Genomic DNA, 18002 nt, shown 5'->3' on the forward strand with positions numbered 1-18002 from the left:
CGCCGGGGCGTTCGGCTCTCCCGGACGCGTGGAGAGGAACGACGTCCAGTAGGGAACTATGCGCGCTTCTTGAAGGCGCGCAGGGAAAGGGGGGCGAAGACCAGCGAGATGCCGACGCCCCACGCCAGTGCCACCAGGGCGTGGTCGAGGACGGGGCCGCCGACCAGCAGGCCGCGCATCGCCTCCACCAGCTGCGTCACCGGGCTGTTGTCCATCACCGCGGCCACCGGCCCGGGGATGCCCTCGGTCGTGGGGATGAACGCGGTGCTCAGGAAGCTCAGCGGGAAGATCACCACGAAGCCGAAGATCTGTACCTTCTCCGGCTCGTTCACCTTCATCGCGATGTAGACCGACGTCCAGGAGAACAGGACGGCGAAGGCGAGCAGGAGGGCGAACGCGGTGAACAGCGCGAGGATGTTCGTCTCGATCCGGAAGCCGATGGCGAACCCGACGAGGAGCAGGATCATCATCGACCACCCCTGCTTGGCGGTGTCGGCGATGATCCGCCCGGCGAGGGGGGCGCTGCGCGCGATCGGCAGGCTCCGGAACCGGTCGAAGACGCCCTTGGTGATGTCGGTGTTGAGCCCGAAACCGGTGCTCATCCCCGCGAACAGCGCGTTCTGCGCGATGATGCCGGGGATGACGACCGGCAGATAGTTCTCGACGCTGCCCGACATCGCGGGGCCGAACACGTACGCGAACAGCAGCACGAACATGATGGGCTGGATGGACAGGTCCAGCAGCTCCATCGGGTTGTGCTTGATCTGGACGAGGTTGCGCCACGCCAGCGTGGCCGTGTTGCGCAGGGCGGTAACGGGCGCGATCCGCTTGGAGAGGTCCTGCGGCGCGAACGTCGCGGTGGTCATGCGGACGCCCCTTCCTTGTCTGCCGCCTGCTTCTCGGCGGACTGGGCCAGTTCGTCGGCCTCGGCTTCGATGTCGTCGGTGTGGTGGCCGGTGAGGGCGAAGAACACCTCGTCCAGGCTCGACTTGCGCAGCGACAGCTCACCGATGGTGATGCCGGCCTCGTCGAGGCGGCGGACCACGCCCGGCATCAGCTGCGGGTCGGTGATCGGTGCGCTGACCAGGCCGTCGTGGGTCTCCGGGACGGCCTCGGCGAGCTCGCCGACGAGCTTGGCCACGGCGCCGGCGTCCGCCGGATCGACCGGGCGGACCTCCAGCACCTGCCCTCCCACCTGCGACTTGAGGACGTCGGACGTGCCGTGCGCGATGATCTGGCCGCGGTCGATGACGACGATGTCGTCGGCGAGCTGGTCGGCCTCCTCCAGGTACTGCGTGGTGAGCAGCACGGTGACGCCGTCGTCGGTCAGGCCGCGCACGATGTCCCACAGGCCGTTGCGGCTGCGCGGGTCGAGGCCCGTGGTCGGCTCGTCCAGGAACAGGATCTGCGGCCGCCCGACCAGGCTCGCCGCGAGGTCGAGGCGGCGGCGCATCCCGCCCGAGTACGTCTTGGCCGCCCGCTCGGCGGCGTCCGTGAGCTGGAAGCGCTCCAGCAGTTCGGCGGCGCGCGCCCTGGACGCCCGCCGCGACATGCCGAGCAGCCGGCCGATCAGGATGAGGTTCTCGGTGCCGGTGAGCATCTCGTCCACCCCGGCGTACTGGCCGGTCAGTCCGATCAGCTGCCGCACCTTGTGCGCGTCCTTGACCACGTCGAACCCGCCGACCTGGGCGCTGCCGCCGGTCGGCTCGATCAGCGTGGCGAGGATCCGTGTCATGGTGGTCTTTCCGGCGCCGTTCGGGCCCAGGACCCCCAGCACCGTTCCCGGTTCGGCTGTGACGGAGACGCCGGCCAGCGCCTGGGTCTCACCGAACCGCTTCTCCAAGCCATCGGCCTGGATGGCGTACGTCATGTGATCTCCTAGGACTCTCGTTCGCCGGACGTCCCCGCCCCCGATCGAGACGGACCTGCCAAAATATGCGGTGTCCGGGTGGTTTGCATCCAATTTTTACGCCGGTCCGGCACGACGCCGACGGCGGCGAAGACGCGTCCTCAACCTCGCATGTGCCACTGACAAAACGCCGACGTGCCCGAGATCGTGCCCCCGATTCCGGCGGTTCGCGGCGGACGAAACAACAGGAGGGCGCCTCCGGCGTTCTAAACTCACCGTGTGACGTCGGTGCGGCGCAGTCACCAGAAGGACGGCGGGGGGCCGCACCCGCCGCGGCTGCGGCCGCCCGAACACCGGGTGTCGGCCCGGGCGATCGCGCACTGGGCGATCGAGTACCTGCTGCTGTGGGGTCTGGCGTTCGGGCTCGCCCTGGGCGTCGCGGCCTGGGTCGGCGACTCCGGCTGGGACGGCACACCCGGATGGATGTCGGGCCGGATCGGCTGGCTGCCCTACATCGTCGGCGCCGCCGGCCTGCTGATGGTGACCGTCGCGCCGGTCTGGCGCTACCGCGTCCATCGCTGGGAGGTCAGCGCCGACGTCGTCTACACCCGGACGGGCTGGTTCAGCCGCGAATGGCTGCTGGTGCCCGTCGGCCGCATCCAGACCGTCGACACCGAGCAGGGCTGGATCGAACGGATGCTCGGCCTCGCCACCATCGAGATCAACACGGCCTCCCACGCCGGATCCTCCGAGGTCTCCGGCCTCCCCGTGGGCGTCGCGACCCGGCTGGCCGAGGACCTCGCCCACCGTGCCCACGACCTGCGTGACGACGCGACGTGAACATACGAGACGGTGACCGCGGCCCCGAACACGCCACCCGCACGTCCACCGGCCCCTCGTCCGGCGGCGGCCTGAACGGCGACGGCCTGCACGGCGGCGGCTCGGACGGCGGTGAGGAGACCGCGCCCAACGGAACGCGCCCGCGGGAGGAGACCGCCCGGGGTGAACGGCTCCATCCGCTCACGTTCGTCGTCGGCGCCGTCCGGGAACTCATCGCCCTGATCGCCGCCGGCGCGACGGGACTTCTGGTCGGCGGCCTGTCCACGGCGTTCTACTTCACGCTCGCCGGGCTGGCGTTCGGGCTGCTCTTCCACGTCGCCAGCTGGCTGACGTTCACGTACTGGCTGTACGACGACCGAATCGAGCTTCGCCGCGCGCTCATAGGACGGTCGGTCAAGAGCATCCCGCGCGACCGGATCCGGGGTGTGGACATCAACGCGTCCCTCCCGCACAGACTCCTCGGCCTGGCGGTCGTCCACATCGACGCCGGAGCGGACGGCGGCGAGGGCGCGCTGAACGCGGTCTCCCGCCACGAGGCCGAACGGCTCCGCCGCGTCCTCCTCGCACGGGGCGCCCCCGCCCCGCCGCGCCGCGTTCTCGCCCGCATGCGGCGCCGCTGGTACGTGTACGCCCCGCTGAGCGGCGCCTACCTGCTCACGCCCTTCGCGCTGGCCGGCAGTCTCCTCGGCACCCTCTACAACCTCGGCGACGACCTCGGCCTCATCACGCGGGAACGCGTGGAGAACCTCGGCCACGACGTGGTGGGCCTGCCCACCGCCCTCGTCGTCGCGCTGGCCATCCTCCTCCTGATGGCCATGCCGGTCATGTCGGTGATCGTGTTCACGCTGTTCAACTGGGACTTCACCGTCCACCAGCGGGACGGCTCCCTCGTCATCGAACGCGGCCTGATCACCCGCCGCAGCGTCTCTCTCGAACGCCGGCGGCTGCGCGGCGTCGAACTCGCCGACAACCCCTTCGAGCGCGTGACGGGCGTGGCCCGCCTCGGCGCGCTCATCACCGGCCTCGGGGACGCCGCCCACCGCGGGCGCCTGCTGCCGGCGGCCCCCCGCACGGTCGCCGAGTCACTCGCCGCACGCGTCGTCGGCAACGTCCCCGGACCGTTGATCCCCCACCCTCCGGCCGCGCGGAGCCGCCGCATCACCCGCGCGGTGGCGCCTCCTGCGGGCATCGCCGTTTTGGCCGTCCTGGCCGGTCAGCCCCAGGTCGCCTACCTGTTCGCCGCCGTCGCCGTCCTGGCCGTTCCGCTGGGCCTGGACCGCTACCGCCAGCTCGGCCACGTCAACGACGGCGAACGCATCAGCGTCCGCTCAGGCTCCCTGCGCCGCCGCCAGGTGGTCGTCGAACACACCGCGATCGTCGGCTGGCGCGTCCGCCGGACGCTCTTCCAGCGCAGGCTCGGCCTCGCCACCCTCGTTGTGGCGGTCGGTGCGGGCGACGGCGGCTACTCGGCGATGGACATGGCCGAAGCCGACGCCGTCGCCTTGGCCGCCCGCATAACACCCGCCTGGCTGAACCCGTTCCTGGAAACCCCGCCAGACGCCTGACGCCCTATTCGGGACGGCGGGCGCCGAACATGATCTCGTCCCAGGACGGCACGGAGGCGCGCTTGCCCTTGGCCTTGCGGCGCCGCGCGGGCCGCTGCGCCGCCGGTTCGCCGTTGGCGGCGGCCGCCGGCGCCCCGGCGGCCGGCTTGTCCTGCGCGGCGGCGGGCATCGTCGGACGGCTCGCCGGCTTCTTCTTCGCCGGCGTCCGCGAGGTCTGCCGCTGCCCCGGCCGCTGCGCCGGCGTCTTCTTCGCCGGCGCGGACTTCTCGTCTTCGGCGGGCCCGGCCTCGGAACCTTCGGTTTCGCGCTGCTGCGCGGCCACCCCGGGCTCCTGGACCTCGACGTCCTCGCCCGTACCGGCCGACGACTCGTCCCGCCCCTCCTGCTCCCCGCTCTCGGCGTGCCGGCCGGCTCCGAGGCGCTCCTCCGCCTCACGCGCCTGGGCGTCACCACGGGCTTGAGCAGCTTCCCGGGCCTGGTCGGTTTCCCGCCCCTCGCCCGCCTGGATGCTCTCGCGAGGCTGGCCGGTTTCGTACGCCTCGCCCTCCCGCACCTGGGTGGTCTCGCGGGGCTGGCCGGTTTCGTACGCTTCGCCCTCGCGCGCTTGGGCGTCGTCGCGGGTTTGCGCGGCTTGCCGGGGCTGGGCGGTTCCACGCGCCTTGCCTGCTTCGCGCGCCTGGGCGGTCTCGCGGGGCTGGCTGGTCTCGTAAGCTTCGCCCTCGCGCGCTTGGGCGTCGTCGCGGGCTTGAGCGGCTTGCCGGGCCTGGGCGGTTCCACGCGCCTCGCCCGCTTCGCCCGCCTGGATGGTCTCGCCGGGCTGGCCGGTCTCGTAAGCCTCGCCCTCGCGGGTTTGTGCGGCTTCGCGGGGCTGGGCGGTTCCACGGGCCTCGCCCGCTTGGCGCGCCTGGGTGGTCTCGCGGGGCTGGCTGGTCTCGTATGCCTCGCCGTCGCGCGCTTGGGCGTCGTCGCGGGCTTGAGCGGCTTGCCGGGCCTGGGCGATTTCATGGGACTTGCCTGCTTCGCGCGCCTGGGTGGTCTCGCGGGCTCGGCTGGTTTCGTGCGCTTCGCCATGGCGCGCTTGGGCGTCGTCGCGGGCTTGGGCAGTTTCGCGGGGCTGGGCGGTTCCACGGGCCTCGCCGGCTTGGCGCGCCTCGCCGACTTCGCGTGCCTGGGCAGTTTCGCGGGGCCGGGCGGCCTCACGTGCCTGGGCGGCTTCGCGGGGCTGGTCGGTTTCGTATGCCTCGCCGGTTTCGCGTGCCTGGGCGGCGTCGCGCGTCCCAGTGGTTTCGTGGGGTCGGGTGGTCCCGTGCTCCTGGACGTCGTCGCGGTATTGGGCGGTTCCGCGTGCCTGGGCGGCCTCGTGGTCCCGTGTCTGAGCGGCTGGCGGGTCGTGGCGGCTCGTGGCGTGTGACGGGGCCGCCTCAGAGGGGCGGTCCTCGCGCGGGTTCCGGGCGGGAGGCGCGGTGCGGCCGGACTGGGCGTCGCGGCCGAGGGCGGTCTCGCGGAGTTCTTCGGGACGGGAGGCTTCGCGCAGGGGGGTGGTCTCGCCCGCTTCACGGAAGGCGGGACGGGGTTCGGCCCGGCGGCCGTGTTCGGCGAAGTACTCGCGGGGCTCGGCGGCGCGGAACGGACCGGGCGCGCCGGGGTGCTCGGGCTCGGCGGGCAGGCCGCGGGCGGTCGGGTCGCGGTCGTTGGAGACGACCTTCATGGCGGGACGGCGCGGGACGAGCGGGGTGACGGTGTCGGAGAGCGCGTCGTCGTCGTCCCATTCGACGGCGGTGAGGCGCGCGGCGATCTCGTCCAGTGGGGAGACGTTCCGGCGGCGCGGGTCGAAGGTCCACTCGGCGGCGTGCGGGCGGCCGCTGTCGAAGAAGGACAGGCGGACGCGCCAGGTGTTGTCCTCGCACTTCCAGGAGTCCCACTCGACCTCGTCGAGGTCGACGCCGCCGCGGCCGAGGCGCTCCTCGACGGTCTCGCCGAGCGGCGGGCCGGGAGTGGACTCGCCGGGACGCCGGACCGTGACGCGCTGGGCCTGCTGGGCCATGTACTCGCGTTCCTGCAGGACCGGACCCTCGAACCAGCGGACGCGTTCGACCGGGATTCCCGCCGACTCGGCGATCTCTTCGGCGGTCTCGCCCGACCGGATGCGGGCCTGGATCTCCTTGGGGCGCAAGGGACTCTCCACTTCGATCTCGAACTGGCCGAGGCGGGAGAAGTGTCCACGGACCGCCGCGCGGAGCCGGTCGTCGACGGGCAGGGTGAACCGGGTGCCTCGGCCCGCGGTGGCCAGGACGAGGTACGTACCGTCCTCGCTGACCGCGACGAGGCGCAGCTCCTGCATGCGTGTCCTTCCTGCCCTGTCCTGATGGCACGGAGGACGCCGGACCGCGCGACCGTGCTCTCAACGGTCGGCCGTCCGATGCCCACCGAGGGCGCATGCGTGCCCTTCCCCCGGGTTCCCGAGTCTCTCTTTCGGACACACCTGCTGCCAGCACCGTACCCGGCATGTCCGAACATCGCCGCTCTCGAAGCCCCCTTCACGAGGTCGAAGAGGGCACCTGACCAAGCTTGCCGGTGACTCGTCCGGCGGGGGGTCGCTCTGCCCGATCCTTGTGCATCTTTTTCCACACTGTGCCTGACGGGCCTGGCGGGCTCCACCGATTTGACGTTGCAAGAGTCACGTTCCTGGCAGGAACACCCGCTTGTCCCGATTAGTTTCCGTTGCGAGATCAACGGGCGATGAACAGGGGTGAAGCGGGTCATGCCGCGCAAGCTGCCGAATGTCAGCACGACGCAGCTCATCGCGAGTGCGGCGGCGACGGCGGCCGCGGCGTTCGGGGCGTCGACCCTCGGGGTGTACGGGACGATCATCGGTGCGGCGCTGATGAGCGTGATCTCGACGGCCGGGTCGGCGATCGGCCAGCACTATCTCGACCAGGGCCGCAGCCAGTTCAAGGAACTGACGCACATGCAGGCGGCGGTGCGCCGGCGGGAGATGGCGGAGGGCGCCGCGGAGGAGGCGACGAGCGCCGACCCGACCCGGACCGCCGTGTGGTCCGGTGACCCAAACGCCACCAGGTTCGACCCTCCGGGCGGCGGGGACCCGAACGCGACGCGGCTCGACCCGCCGGCCGGGGGCGACCCCAACGCCACGCGCATGGATCCGGTGGAGACGGTCGCCGGCTCGCTCGCCGAGGAGGCGGGCGAGGACGCGGTGCGGCAGGTCGTCCGGCGGTCGGCGTGGAAGAGCACGGTCGAGTGGGCCAAGGCGCACTGGGTGAAGCTCGCGCTCTCGTCGGCGGCGGTGTTCGCGCTCGTGATCGGGGGGATCACGATCTACGAGGCGGCCACCGGGACGCCCATCGGAAGCAGCGACAAGGGCCTGACCGTCACGAACGTGCTGGGCGGCGGCGGTGGCGGGCAGCCGGAGGAGGCTCCGTCGCAGAAGCCGTCCGACCGTCCGACCGAGCCCGGCGCCACCCCCGGCGAGACTCCGACGGGCGACGCGCCGACCGCGGAGCCGAGCACGCCGCAGCATCAGCCGACCGAGCAGCCGACCGAGCAGCCCACCCAGGAGCCCACGGGCGGGCCCACGACGTCGGTGCCGACGGCTCCGGAGACGCCCGCGCCGACCGAGGTGCCGCAGGACGGCGGGCAGGAGCAGGGCGCCACCGACCCGCAGGGACGGACCGCGCCCGCCGAGTGAGTCAGTCGCCGAAGACCTGCTTCGTGTACGGGTTGGCGAAGCGGCGGTCCGGGTCGAGTTCGTCCCGCAGGGCGCGGAAGTCTGCGAACCGCGGGTAGACCTTCTCCAGGTACGCCGCGTCGCGGGTGTGGAGCTTGCCCCAGTGGGGACGGCCGTTGAGCGTGGTGAGGAGTTCCTCCACGCCCCGGAAGTACTGCTCGTGCGCGTTGCGGTGGTAGACGTGCACGGCGATGAAGGCGCTCTGCCGTCCGTGGGCCATCGACAGCCAGGCGTCCTCTTGGGGGAGGAGCCGGACCTCGATGGGGAAGCTGATCCGCCAGTCCCTCTTGGCGAACAGGGAACGGAGCTCACGCAGCGCGGGGACGAGTTCCTCGCGCGGGATCGCGTACTCCTGCTCTTTGAAGCGGACCGTGCGCGGGCTGGTGAAGATCTTGTACGAGGTGTCGCTGTAGGTGCGGGCACCGAGCGCTCTGGCGGAGATGGCGTTCACGAACGGGGTCGCGGCGGGCGCGAGGTGCGTGACCCTGTTGATGGCCTCGAAGACCGTGTTGGACAGGAACTGGTCGTCCAGCCAGTGCTTGAACTTGGAGAGCGGTGCGGCGGGCCCCTCGACGCGGTTGTTGCGCTTGGTCAGGCAGCCTTCGGTGTGCGGGAACCAGTAGAACTCGAAGTGCTCGTTGGCGGCGTCGAACTCGTCCACGCGCGCGAGGACCTCGTCCCACTTCATCGGCTCTTCCCGTGCCCGCAGGAGGAACGCCGGGACGGTCCGCCAGGTGATGGCGGTGATGATGCCGAGTGCGCCCAGTCCCGCGCGAGCCGCGTCGAACAGGTCGGGTCGTTCTTCGCGCGAGCAGGTGACGATGGTGCCGTCGGCGAGGACGAGTTCCAGCGCGGCGACTTGCGAGACGAGTCCGGCGGCGTCGCGCCCGGTGCCGTGGGTGGCCGTCTGGAGGGCGCCGGCGACGGTCTGCTCCTGGATGTCGCCCATGTTGGCGAGCGCGAGACCGTGTTCGTCCAGGACGCGGTTGAGTTCGTGCAGCGGGAGCCCCGCCTCGACGGTGACCAGCCCCGTCGCGGTGTCGACCGAGCGGACCGAGGTGAGCGCCGTGGGACGGAGCATGACGCCTTCGGCGACCGCCGCGCCGGTGAAGGAATGACCTGTGCCGGTCATGCGCACCGTCAGGCCGTCGCCTGCGGCCGACCGTACGGCCGCGGCCACCTCGCCGGCGGTCCGGGGCGTCGCGACGCGATGCGGTGTGGCCTGCTGGTTTCCCGCCCAGTTCTGCCACTTCTGGTTGTTTCCGGGGGACATGCGGCGACTCTACTCGGCAATCGATCGTGAGGAAAGTTCATGTTTCTGGCCGTCCGTGACCCCGCAGGGCGATGGCCCGTGGGCGGGTCGACCGGCGGGAAGACCAGATCACGATCCCGGATCGGGCGATACCGTACGATCCGGTAACCGCGGACATCGGGCCGGGACGAGGTGGTCCCGGCCGGCCATGGTCACCCTCATGATCGCGTTACATGGGGGAAAGAAGTGAAAATGGGTAACCGTCCGTAGCGACACTCGTTGGGAATGTTGTGGCTCCTCCATCAGCACCGCGCGCCGGCTCCATAGCGAACGCGGCCGCCAAGAAGGCGCCCTCGAAGGCATCCGGCTCCGGGGAACGATCCCCCGGCGATGCCGGCGCGCCCGGCGACACGGACAACGGGGCGGCGGACGGCGGCGGCGCGAACGGCGGCGCGGCACCCGCGGGCCCACCGCGCAGGCCGAAGCCGGAGAAGAAGCCGCGGAGTCGGCAGCAGAAGTACGCGCGTACGCACGAACGCGGCCGGGCGCTCCCGCTCGTCATCACCGGCATCGCGGTTCTCGCGGTGGCGAGCGCCTCCGGCGGCGTGTACACGGCGCTGACCACGCAGAAGGCGGAGCCCGCCGCGTCGGACCCGACGCAGGCCGCCCCGCCGAGCGTGCCGACGGGCGATCCGGTCAACGTGGCCAGGGGCGGCCAGGTCGCGCCGCTGCAGCGCGTCGTGCCGCCGGACGTGCTCGCGGTCGGCGGGACCTCGATCCCGGCCGCCAAGATCCAGAAGATCGCGAAGCTGGGCAAGGTCAGGGACGTGATGGCGGTCGCGGGCGGCGCCGTCCAGCTCCAGGGCCGCCAGGTGAACACGTTCGCCGTGGACCCGTCGACGTTCCGCTCCTGGACGCCGCCCGGGACGGCCAAGAAGACCGAGCTGTGGGAGGCGCTGGCCGGCGACCGGTTCGTGGTGTCCCCGGCCGCCGCCGAGCAGCTCCAGCTCGCCCGGGGAACGCAGTACCCGGTGGTGGGCCGGACGATGCCGACCCTGACGATGGGCGGCGCCGGACCCCTCGGCCTGCCCGGCATCGACATGCTCGTCAGCAAGAAGTCCGGGACCGGGATGGGCCTCGTCCCGAACGTGGCCGTCCTGGTCAACGCCCCCGGCGTGGACCCGGCCAAGGTCGTCAAGGCCGTGTCCAAGGTGCTCGGCCCCGGCACGGACGTGCTGAACCTGCACGAGACCAAGTACCAGGGCCAGTCGGACGGCGGCCGCGCCACCAGCTACATGGACCTGTACAAGCAGGCCGCCGCCACGTGCCCGGGACTCTCCTGGACGGTCCTCGCCGCGATCGGGCAGGTCGAGAGCAGCCATGGACGCAACGTCGGCCCCTCCACCGCGGGCGCGCTCGGGCCGATGCAGTTCATGCCGGCGACGTGGAAGGCGTACGGCGTGGACGGCGACGGGGACGGCAAGGCCGACATCATGAACCCCTACGACGCCATCCCGGGCGCGGCCAAGTACCTGTGCGCGAACGGTGCGGGCAGGGGCGGGCGCCAGCTCTACCGGGCGATCTGGCACTACAACCACGCCGACTGGTACGTCCAGAAGGTCCTCAACCTGGCCAAGGCCTACGCGGCGCGCTACACCTGACCGGTCCGGAGGCGCCTCCCGCAAAGGACGTGGACCCGGAACGGGGCATCGCGTCCGGGCTGATTGGATGGAGGCATGACGTCGTACGACGCGTTGCTTCTGCTGTCCTTCGGCGGCCCGGAGGGGCCCGATGACGTGATCCCGTTCCTGGAGAACGTCACCCGTGGCCGCAACATCCCGCGGGAGCGCCTGGAAGAGGTGGGGGAGCACTACCGCCTGTTCGGCGGGGTCAGCCCGATCAACCAGCTGTGCCGGGACCTCAAGGCCGCGATCGAGGCCGACTTCGCCGCCCATGGCGTGGACCTGCCGGTCTACTGGGGCAACCGGAACTGGTCTCCTTACCTCGCCGACACCGTCCGGCAGATGAAGGCCGACGGGATCGGGCGGGCGGCCGCGTTCGTCACGTCCGCCTACAGCGGCTACTCCACCAACGACCAGTACCTCAACGACATTGCGCGCGCGCGTGAAGAGGTTGAGGACGCCCCAGAGATCGACAAGCTGGCCGTCTACTGCGACAGGCCCGAGTTCATCGATCCGTTCGCGGACGCCGCGAAGGACGCGCTGAGCCGTCTCCCAGAAGGCGCACGCCTGGTCTTCACCGCGCACAGCGTGCCCCTGTCGCAACCCAACCAGGAGCTGTACGTCGCGGAGCTGGAGCAGACAGCACGGACGGTCGCGGAGAAGGCGGCCCCTGGAACGCCGTGGGATCTCGTCTACCAGAGCCGGAGCGGCCCACCCGGTCAGCCATGGCTGGAGCCCCAGATCACCGACCATCTGAGCAAGCTGCACGGCGAAGGCGTCCGTGCCGTCGCGGTCGTCCCGATCGGGTTCGTCTCCGACCACATGGAGGTCAAGTTCGACCTCGACGTGGAGGCCGCGGACCTGGCCGCCGAACTCGGGATCGAGTTCGCGCGGGCCGCCACGCCCGGGACCGACCCGCGGTTCGCCACGCTGCCCCGCGGGCTTCTGCGGGACGAGGAGCGGAAATGAGCCTGGCCGAGGAACTGCTGGAGCTCGCGGCCGCGACCGCGCGGGAGGCCGGCCGGATGCTGGTCGACAAGCGCCCCGCGGACGGCCCGGACGTCGTCCAGACCAAGTCGTCCCCGACCGACGTCGTCACCCAGATGGACCGCGCCGCCGAACAGCTGATCATCGAGCGGATCCGGGCCGCCCGCCCCGACGACGGGTTCCTCGGCGAGGAGGGCGGCACGCACGCCGGCGGCAGCGGGGTCCGCTGGGTGATCGACCCGATCGACGGCACCGTGAACTACCTCTACGACCTGCCCGACTGGGCGGTCAGCATCGCCGCCGAGGTGGACGGCGCGGCGGTCGCCGGGGCCGTGGAGATGCCGCGCCGCGGCGAATCCTGCACCGCGGTGCGCGGCGGGGGCGCGCTCCTGCACACCGCGTCCGGCACCCGTGAACTCCGCGTGAACTCTCAGGTGCCGCTCGACCGGGCGCTCGTCTCCACGGGGTTCGGGTATTCGTCGGCGCGGCGGGCCCGGCAGGCCCAGGTCCTCACCGGTGTGCTGCCCGCGGTCCGCGACATCCGGCGCGGCGGCTCGTGCTGCGTGGACCTGTGCTCGCTGGCCGCGGGACGCGTCGACGCCTACTACGAACGCGGCGTCCAGGCGTGGGACATCGCGGCGGGGGCGCTGATCGTCCAGGAGGCGGGCGGACGCGTCGAGGGACTGCACGGGGCGCCCGCGGGCCCGGAGCTGACCGTGGCCGGGGGGCCGGGCACGTTCGAGGCCCTGCACGACCTCCTGGCGCCGCTGGACCCGCTCACCGGCTGACCGAGCGGCCGCCGCACGGACGCACACGGGAACGGGGAGCCGGAGACGGGAGTGGTCCCGGGCTCCCCGTAACGGTCGTGCCTCAGTCGCAGCGGGGCGCCTCGACGCCGATGTCGTTGTTCGCTGCGATCCGGCGCAGGTCGTTGATCTCCTCCTGGCGAATGTCCGCCAGGTAGGTGTCTCCATCTGCGTGGGCGCTCCGCAGCGACGCGTACGCGTCATCGAGCCGCTGCTGGATCATGCGTGACAACTCGCCCATGGGCCTCCTCCCGGATCGTGCCCATCTGTACCCAGGCCTAGGCTGAAGGTAAACCTGTCCGCCGATGCAATTTTCGCGGATTCTTGCGTCCGCGACGGCGTGGGTCGGCGGACGCCGGAAGAACAGCTGCTTACGGGCGTCTTACGGCTCCCGTGGCATATCTGGAGCGCGGGCGCGGGCGCGCGCCCCGACCAGGAGGGGGACCCTGTGCGTGTTCTAGTCGTCGAGGACGAGCGGGTGCTCGCCGACGCGATCGCCACCGGCCTGCGCAGGGAGACGCTGGCCGTGGACGTGGCCTACGACGGCGCGGGCGCGCTGGAGCGGGCCGGCGTCAACGAGTACGACATCATCGTCCTGGACCGCGACCTGCCCAAGGTCCACGGCGACGACGTCTGCAAGCAGCTCGTCGCGCAGCGCTACCCGGCGCGGATCATCATGCTGACCGCGGCGGGCGAGCTGGACGACCGGGTCGAGGGCCTGTCCATCGGCGCGGACGACTACCTGGCCAAGCCGTTCGCGTTCGCCGAGCTGATCGCCCGGGTCCGGGCCCTCGGCCGCCGCGCCGCCGCGCCGCTGCCGCCGGTGCTGGAACGCGCCGGGATCACGCTCGACCCGGCCCGCCGCGAGGTCGCCCGGGACGGCCGCCCCGTCGACCTGACCCGCAAGGAGTTCGCGGTCCTGGAGGTGCTGCTCAGCGCGGACGGCGCCGTCGTCAGCTCCGAGCAGCTCCTGGAGAAGGCGTGGGACGAGCACATCGACCCGTTCACCAACGTCGTCCGGGTGACGATGATGACGCTGCGCAAGAAGCTCGGCGACCCCCCGGTGATCGAGACCGTGCCCGGCGTGGGGTACCGGCTTTGAACGCCGGGCCCGCACCCCGCAACGGCCCGGACGAGCCGGACGAGCCGTCCGCCCGCTCGGACGCCGGCACCGGCTCCGGCGAACCCGGGCCCGGCCCCGGCACCGGCGAAACCCAGCCGTCCGCCGCGCCGCCGCTCGAGGGGGCGGGGGCGACGCAGCCGACGGCGGTCCCCGGCGGCCGGCGCGGCGGCCCGTGGCGGCGTCCGGGGCCCCAGCAGGTGCCGCAGCCGCCTCCGGCCGCCAGGGGCATGGGCATGTGGCGCGCCGACGGCGGCGGCTCGTTCACCGACCTGAAGGCGCTGCCCGGCCGCATGAGCGTCCGACTGCGCCTCACCCTGCTGTACGGGCTTCTGTTCTTCATGGCCGGTGCGCTGCTGCTGTTCGTGATGTCGGTGCTGATGGCCAACATCCTCGGCAACGTCCAGGTGATCGGATTCGGCATCTCCGAGGCCGAGGCCGCCGAACTGAAGCGCCAGTTCGTCGAGCAGACGATGAAGCAGCTGGTGGGGCGGTCCCTGCTCGCGCTCGGCGGGGTGGGGGTCATCACCCTGGTGCTCGGCTGGTTCGTCGCCGACCGGGCGCTCAGCCCGCTGCAGCGGGTCACGACCACGGCCCGCAGGCTGTCGGAGAGCACCCTGCACGAGCGGATCGCGCTGGAGGGCCCCGACGACGAGATCAAGGAGCTGGCCGACACCTTCGACGCGATGCTGGAGCGGCTCGGGCACGCGTTCGACTCGCAGCGCCGGTTCGTCGCGAACGCCTCGCACGAGCTGCGCACCCCCCTCGCGATCAACCGGACGCTGCTGGAGGTGGCCCTCGGCGACCCGGAGGTCTCCGACGACCTGCGCGCCGTCGGGCGGACGCTGCTGGCGACCAACGCCCGGCACGAGCGGCTCATCGAGGGCCTGCTCCTGCTGGCCCGCAGCGAACGCGAGCTGACCACCCGCACCCCGGTCGACCTGGCGGAGGTGGCGGCGACGGTGCTGGAGCATTCGGCGCGCCGCGACCACGACAACGACGTGTCCGTCCACCCGGAGCTGACGTCCGGGAAGGCGCTCGGCGACCCGGTGCTGCTGGAGCATCTGGTGTCCAACCTCGTCGAGAACGCGGTCAAGCACAACGAGGAGGACGGCGGCGAGCTGTGGATCCGCACCGGCCTCCTTGAGGGGTACGCCACCGTCCAGGTCGAGAACACCGGCCCCGCCGTCCCCGCGTACGAGGTGGAGCGGCTGTTCGAGCCGTTCCGGCGGCTGAACGCCGACCGGGTCGAGTCGTCCAAGGGCGCCGGGCTCGGGCTGTCGATCGTCCGGTCGGTGGTGCTGGCGCACCGCGGCGCGGTCTACGCGGCGCCCCGCCCCGGCGGCGGCCTGATCGTCACCGTCCGCCTCCCGCCGGGCTGACCGGTCCCGCCCCGGGCGCGCTACTTCAGTGCGGCGGTGGCCACGGTCGGGAAACCGTCGTAGTCCATCTGCAGGCCGACGTACTTGTCGCTCCTCACCTGGGCCGTGTACGTGTCACCGACGAGGGGGATGAGGGCCATGTCGTCCAGTGCCAGTTTCTCGGCCTGCTTGAACAGGGCTGTCCGCGCACCGGCGTCCGGGTTCCGGAGGGCGCTGGACATCAGGCCGTCGAACCGGCCGTTCCTCCAGCCCGAGTAGTTGAAGTAGGAGTTCTCGCCGGTGGCGACGGCAGTGCCTCGCAGCAGGGGCCACAACATCGAACAGGCGCCGGGATAATCGAGACTCCAGGCGAATACGGCCAGGCCTGACGCGTCCTCCGAGACGAGGGATTCGCGGTACTTCTCGAAGTCGGTGACCGGGGTCTCCCTCATCTCGATCTTCCACCCGAGCGTCGTCCGCAGCCGGCCGCCCACCGCCTCGGCCAGCTTCTGGTAGACGGGCGACTCCCGGAAGTACAGGTTGACCTCCGTGCCCGGCCCGAGCCCGGCCTGCCCGGCGAGCTCCTTGGCCTTCGCCGGGTCCACCCGGTCGCATGGCGGGCAGGCGCCGGCCTCACCGAAGCCGCGGATCGCCGCCGGGACGATGCCGTGGGCGGGTTCGTAGCCGCTGCCGAGCATCTGGGCGAGCCTGGTGCGGTCGATGGCGTAGGACACGGCCTGCCTGGCCTCCCTGGATTTCATCGGCCCCCGGGCGGTGAGCGGGACGAGCATCCTGGCGCGCGGGCTGGTGCGGGTGACCGGCTCCTCCCCGGGGGCAGAGGCCGGGCCGCCGGCCTGGACGCCGGCCCAGTCGACCTCGCCGGCGGCGAAGGCCGCCCGGCCCGTGGCCGCGCTGGTGTTCACGATGACGGTGACGCGGTCGAACCTGGTCTTGCCGAACGCCCAGGCGTCGTTGCGGACGAGCGCGGCCTTATCGGCATCACGGTCGTATTCCTGAAGCGTGAACGCGCCGTTGCCGATGGGGTGGTAATTGAACGTCTCGTTGTCCGGCTTCCCCGCCTCCCGCGGGACGGGCATGAAGGCGGGCTCCGACAGGCGGGCCGGGAAGTCGCAGTTGGGGGAGGTGAGCGTGACGTTGAGGAGGGTGCCGGACACCACCTCGACCCCGGACAGCTCGTCGGCCTTTCCGTCCGCCACGGTGGTGAAGCCCTCGATGTCGGTCATCAGGGAGGAGCCGCCGCCGGTGTCCGCGACCGCCGCGCTGCGGGCCCAACCGCGGGCGAACGCCTGCGCGTCGACGGGTTCGCCGTTGCTGAACGTCGTCCCGCCCTTGACGCCGATCTTCCATTGCCCGCACGTGTCGTCCGGCGTGATCCGCGTGGCGAGGCGGTAGCGCGCGAGTCCGTCCTGGCCCAGCTCGGTGAGGCCGGTGAACAGCTGCCTGACAAGGAACCGCTCGCTTCCGCTGTTGGCGTGCGAGGGGTCGATCGTGCCGGCGTAGGACGTCGTGGAGTCGAGCGCCATCCGGAACGTGCCGCCCGTCCGGCCGGCCGGACTCGTGTCCGGTTCCGGATCGCCGTCGCCCGGGGTGAGCTGGGTGGCGATCACGGTGCCGGCGACCATCAGGGCGACCAGTGCCGCGCCGCCCGCGCTCGCCAGGACGCCGATGCGGGGCCCGCCGCCTTTCCCAGGCGGCGGTGACGGCCGCTGCGGTACCTGTGGCTGGGGACCGGGCGTCGGCGGGGCTGTCTGTTGCTGTGGTGTTCGTGGCTGCGGTGGCCTGTCGGGCGGCCGGACGCGCAGCCGCGCCGACTCGGTGGCCGCCGTCGCGGCGCCCTGGGTGAGCATCACGGCGTTCTCGCCGCCCTCGGCGTCCTGCTGGGCGCCCGGCTGCGGCAGGCTCCCCGCGAGGTCCAGCAGGCGCGCAAGGACGTGCTGGGCCGTGGGGCGGAGCGCCGGGTCCTTGCTGAGGCAGTCCGCGACGATTTCGCGCAGCGGCTCGTGCAGGTCGCCCAGGTCCGGGGGCAGGTTAAGGATGCGGTGCATGACCGCGGGGATGGAGTCCTGTCCGAATGCCGGGCGCCCGTTGGCCGCGTAGACCATCGTGGCGCCCCACGCGAAGATGTCCACGACCGGCGTGAGCGGCCCGCCGGAGATCTGTTCGGGTGCCATGTAGGCGGGGGTGCCGACGGCGGTGCTCGACATGGTGCCGGTCGCGTCCAGGGCCCGCGCGATCCCGAAGTCGATCACTCGCGGGCCGTCCGGTGCGAGGAGCACGTTGCCGGGCTTGAAGTCGCGGTGCACGACGCCCGCCTGGTGGATGGCGGCGAGGGCCGTCATCGTCCCGATCGCCAGCCGGTCCAGGTCGGTGCCGCGGCGCGGTCCGCCGGTGGCCACCACCTGGGAAAGTGATGGCCCTTGGATGTATTCGCTGACGATGTAGGGCTGGTCGCCCTCGACGTCGGAGTCCAGGACGCGGGCCGTGCAGAACGCCGACACCCGTTTGGCCACCGCGACCTCGGCCGCGAACCGGGACCTCGCCCTCGGGTCGCCGCTGAACCGCGCGTGCAGCAGCTTCACCGCGACCCGGTGGCCCGGCTCGTCCTCCCCGAGGTAGACGGCGCCCTGACCGCCCTCCCCGAGCAGGCCGGTCAGGCGGTAGGGGCCGAGCCGGGACGGGTCCCCCGCGCGAAGCGGGGCGGATGCCCCCGTCACTTGCTCACGGTCCCGCAGGCGTCCGCGGTCGGGGCCGAGCGACGCTGCCGCCACTCCCAC

14 protein-coding genes are annotated in these 18002 nt (G+C 72.0%); 8 read left to right on the plus strand and 6 right to left on the minus strand.

What is annotated here, in order from left to right; translation table 11 throughout:
* Nucleotides 1-56 precede the first annotated feature (56 nt).
* The gene (locus tag AB0C35_RS21270; RefSeq protein WP_358458344.1) at nt 57-866 is read right to left on the minus strand and encodes an ABC transporter permease; all 810 of its coding nucleotides are present in this window, start codon (nt 864-866) and stop codon (nt 57-59) included.
* A complete protein-coding gene (locus AB0C35_RS21275; protein ID WP_358458346.1) occupies nt 863-1870 on the minus strand; it encodes an ATP-binding cassette domain-containing protein in 1008 nt (335 codons plus the stop codon). The genes AB0C35_RS21270 and AB0C35_RS21275 overlap by 4 nt, the downstream gene beginning before the upstream one ends.
* Before the next feature lie 258 nt (nt 1871-2128).
* Between AB0C35_RS21275 and AB0C35_RS21280 the strand changes: the two genes are divergently transcribed.
* Complete coding sequence (locus AB0C35_RS21280; protein ID WP_358458348.1) at nt 2129-2689, plus strand: PH domain-containing protein; 561 nt, start codon at nt 2129-2131, stop codon at nt 2687-2689.
* Nucleotides 2686-4254 (plus strand): PH domain-containing protein, encoded by a 1569-nt coding sequence (locus tag AB0C35_RS21285; protein WP_358458350.1) that lies wholly within the window; start codon nt 2686-2688, stop codon nt 4252-4254. The genes AB0C35_RS21280 and AB0C35_RS21285 overlap by 4 nt, the downstream gene beginning before the upstream one ends.
* A 4-nt stretch (nt 4255-4258) precedes the next feature.
* On the opposite strand, the gene sepH is transcribed toward AB0C35_RS21285, so the two are convergent.
* Nucleotides 4259-6595 carry a septation protein SepH gene (sepH, locus tag AB0C35_RS21290; protein WP_358458352.1) on the minus strand — a complete coding sequence of 779 codons (2337 nt, stop codon included), beginning with the start codon at nt 6593-6595 and terminating at the stop codon, nt 4259-4261.
* Between the two features lie 420 nt (nt 6596-7015).
* On the opposite strand from sepH, the gene AB0C35_RS21295 reads away from it, so the two are divergent.
* The gene (locus AB0C35_RS21295; RefSeq protein ID WP_358458354.1) at nt 7016-7960 is read left to right on the plus strand and encodes a hypothetical protein; all 945 of its coding nucleotides are present in this window, start codon (nt 7016-7018) and stop codon (nt 7958-7960) included.
* 1 nt (nt 7961) lies between these two features.
* Here the strand turns inward: AB0C35_RS21295 and AB0C35_RS21300 are convergent, their stop codons facing one another.
* Nucleotides 7962-9272 (minus strand): D-arabinono-1,4-lactone oxidase, encoded by a 1311-nt coding sequence (locus tag AB0C35_RS21300; RefSeq protein WP_358458356.1) that lies wholly within the window; start codon nt 9270-9272, stop codon nt 7962-7964.
* 269 nt (nt 9273-9541) lie between these two features.
* Here AB0C35_RS21300 and AB0C35_RS21305 point away from each other — a divergent pair, with 269 nt between their 5' ends.
* The 3 genes from AB0C35_RS21305 to AB0C35_RS21315 all read left to right on the plus strand — a co-directional run bounded on the left by AB0C35_RS21305 (nt 9542) and on the right by AB0C35_RS21315 (nt 12708).
* Entirely contained in the window at nt 9542-10912 is a 1371-nt protein-coding gene (locus AB0C35_RS21305; RefSeq protein ID WP_358458358.1) for a lytic transglycosylase domain-containing protein, read from the plus strand.
* A gap of 75 nt (nt 10913-10987) precedes the next feature.
* Nucleotides 10988-11902 carry a ferrochelatase gene (locus tag AB0C35_RS21310; protein WP_358458360.1) on the plus strand — a complete coding sequence of 305 codons (915 nt, stop codon included), beginning with the start codon at nt 10988-10990 and terminating at the stop codon, nt 11900-11902.
* Entirely contained in the window at nt 11899-12708 is an 810-nt protein-coding gene (locus AB0C35_RS21315; protein ID WP_358458362.1) for an inositol monophosphatase family protein, read from the plus strand. The genes AB0C35_RS21310 and AB0C35_RS21315 overlap by 4 nt, the downstream gene beginning before the upstream one ends.
* Nucleotides 12709-12790: 82 nt before the next feature.
* Here AB0C35_RS21315 and AB0C35_RS21320 read toward each other — a convergent pair whose 3' ends face one another.
* Nucleotides 12791-12967, minus strand: coding sequence for a hypothetical protein (locus tag AB0C35_RS21320; protein WP_165950362.1), 177 nt, complete (start codon nt 12965-12967; stop codon nt 12791-12793).
* Nucleotides 12968-13174: 207 nt separating this feature from the next.
* Here AB0C35_RS21320 and AB0C35_RS21325 point away from each other — a divergent pair, with 207 nt between their 5' ends.
* Both AB0C35_RS21325 and AB0C35_RS21330 read left to right on the plus strand, forming a co-directional pair.
* Nucleotides 13175-13828, plus strand: a complete 654-nt coding sequence (locus AB0C35_RS21325; RefSeq protein WP_358458364.1) for a response regulator transcription factor — start codon at nt 13175-13177, stop codon at nt 13826-13828.
* Nucleotides 13825-15228: a HAMP domain-containing sensor histidine kinase gene (locus tag AB0C35_RS21330; protein WP_358458366.1), complete on the plus strand. Its 1404-nt coding sequence runs from the start codon at nt 13825-13827 to the stop codon at nt 15226-15228. Before AB0C35_RS21325 ends, AB0C35_RS21330 begins: the two co-directional genes overlap by 4 nt.
* A 20-nt stretch (nt 15229-15248) precedes the next feature.
* Here AB0C35_RS21330 and AB0C35_RS21335 read toward each other — a convergent pair whose 3' ends face one another.
* A complete protein-coding gene (locus tag AB0C35_RS21335; protein WP_358458368.1) occupies nt 15249-17942 on the minus strand; it encodes an ABC transporter substrate-binding protein in 2694 nt (897 codons plus the stop codon).
* Nucleotides 17943-18002: the final 60 nt, after the last annotated feature.

It is taken from the genome of Spirillospora sp. NPDC048819, assembly GCF_040650055.1.
GTDB lineage: Bacteria > Actinomycetota > Actinomycetes > Streptosporangiales > Streptosporangiaceae > Spirillospora.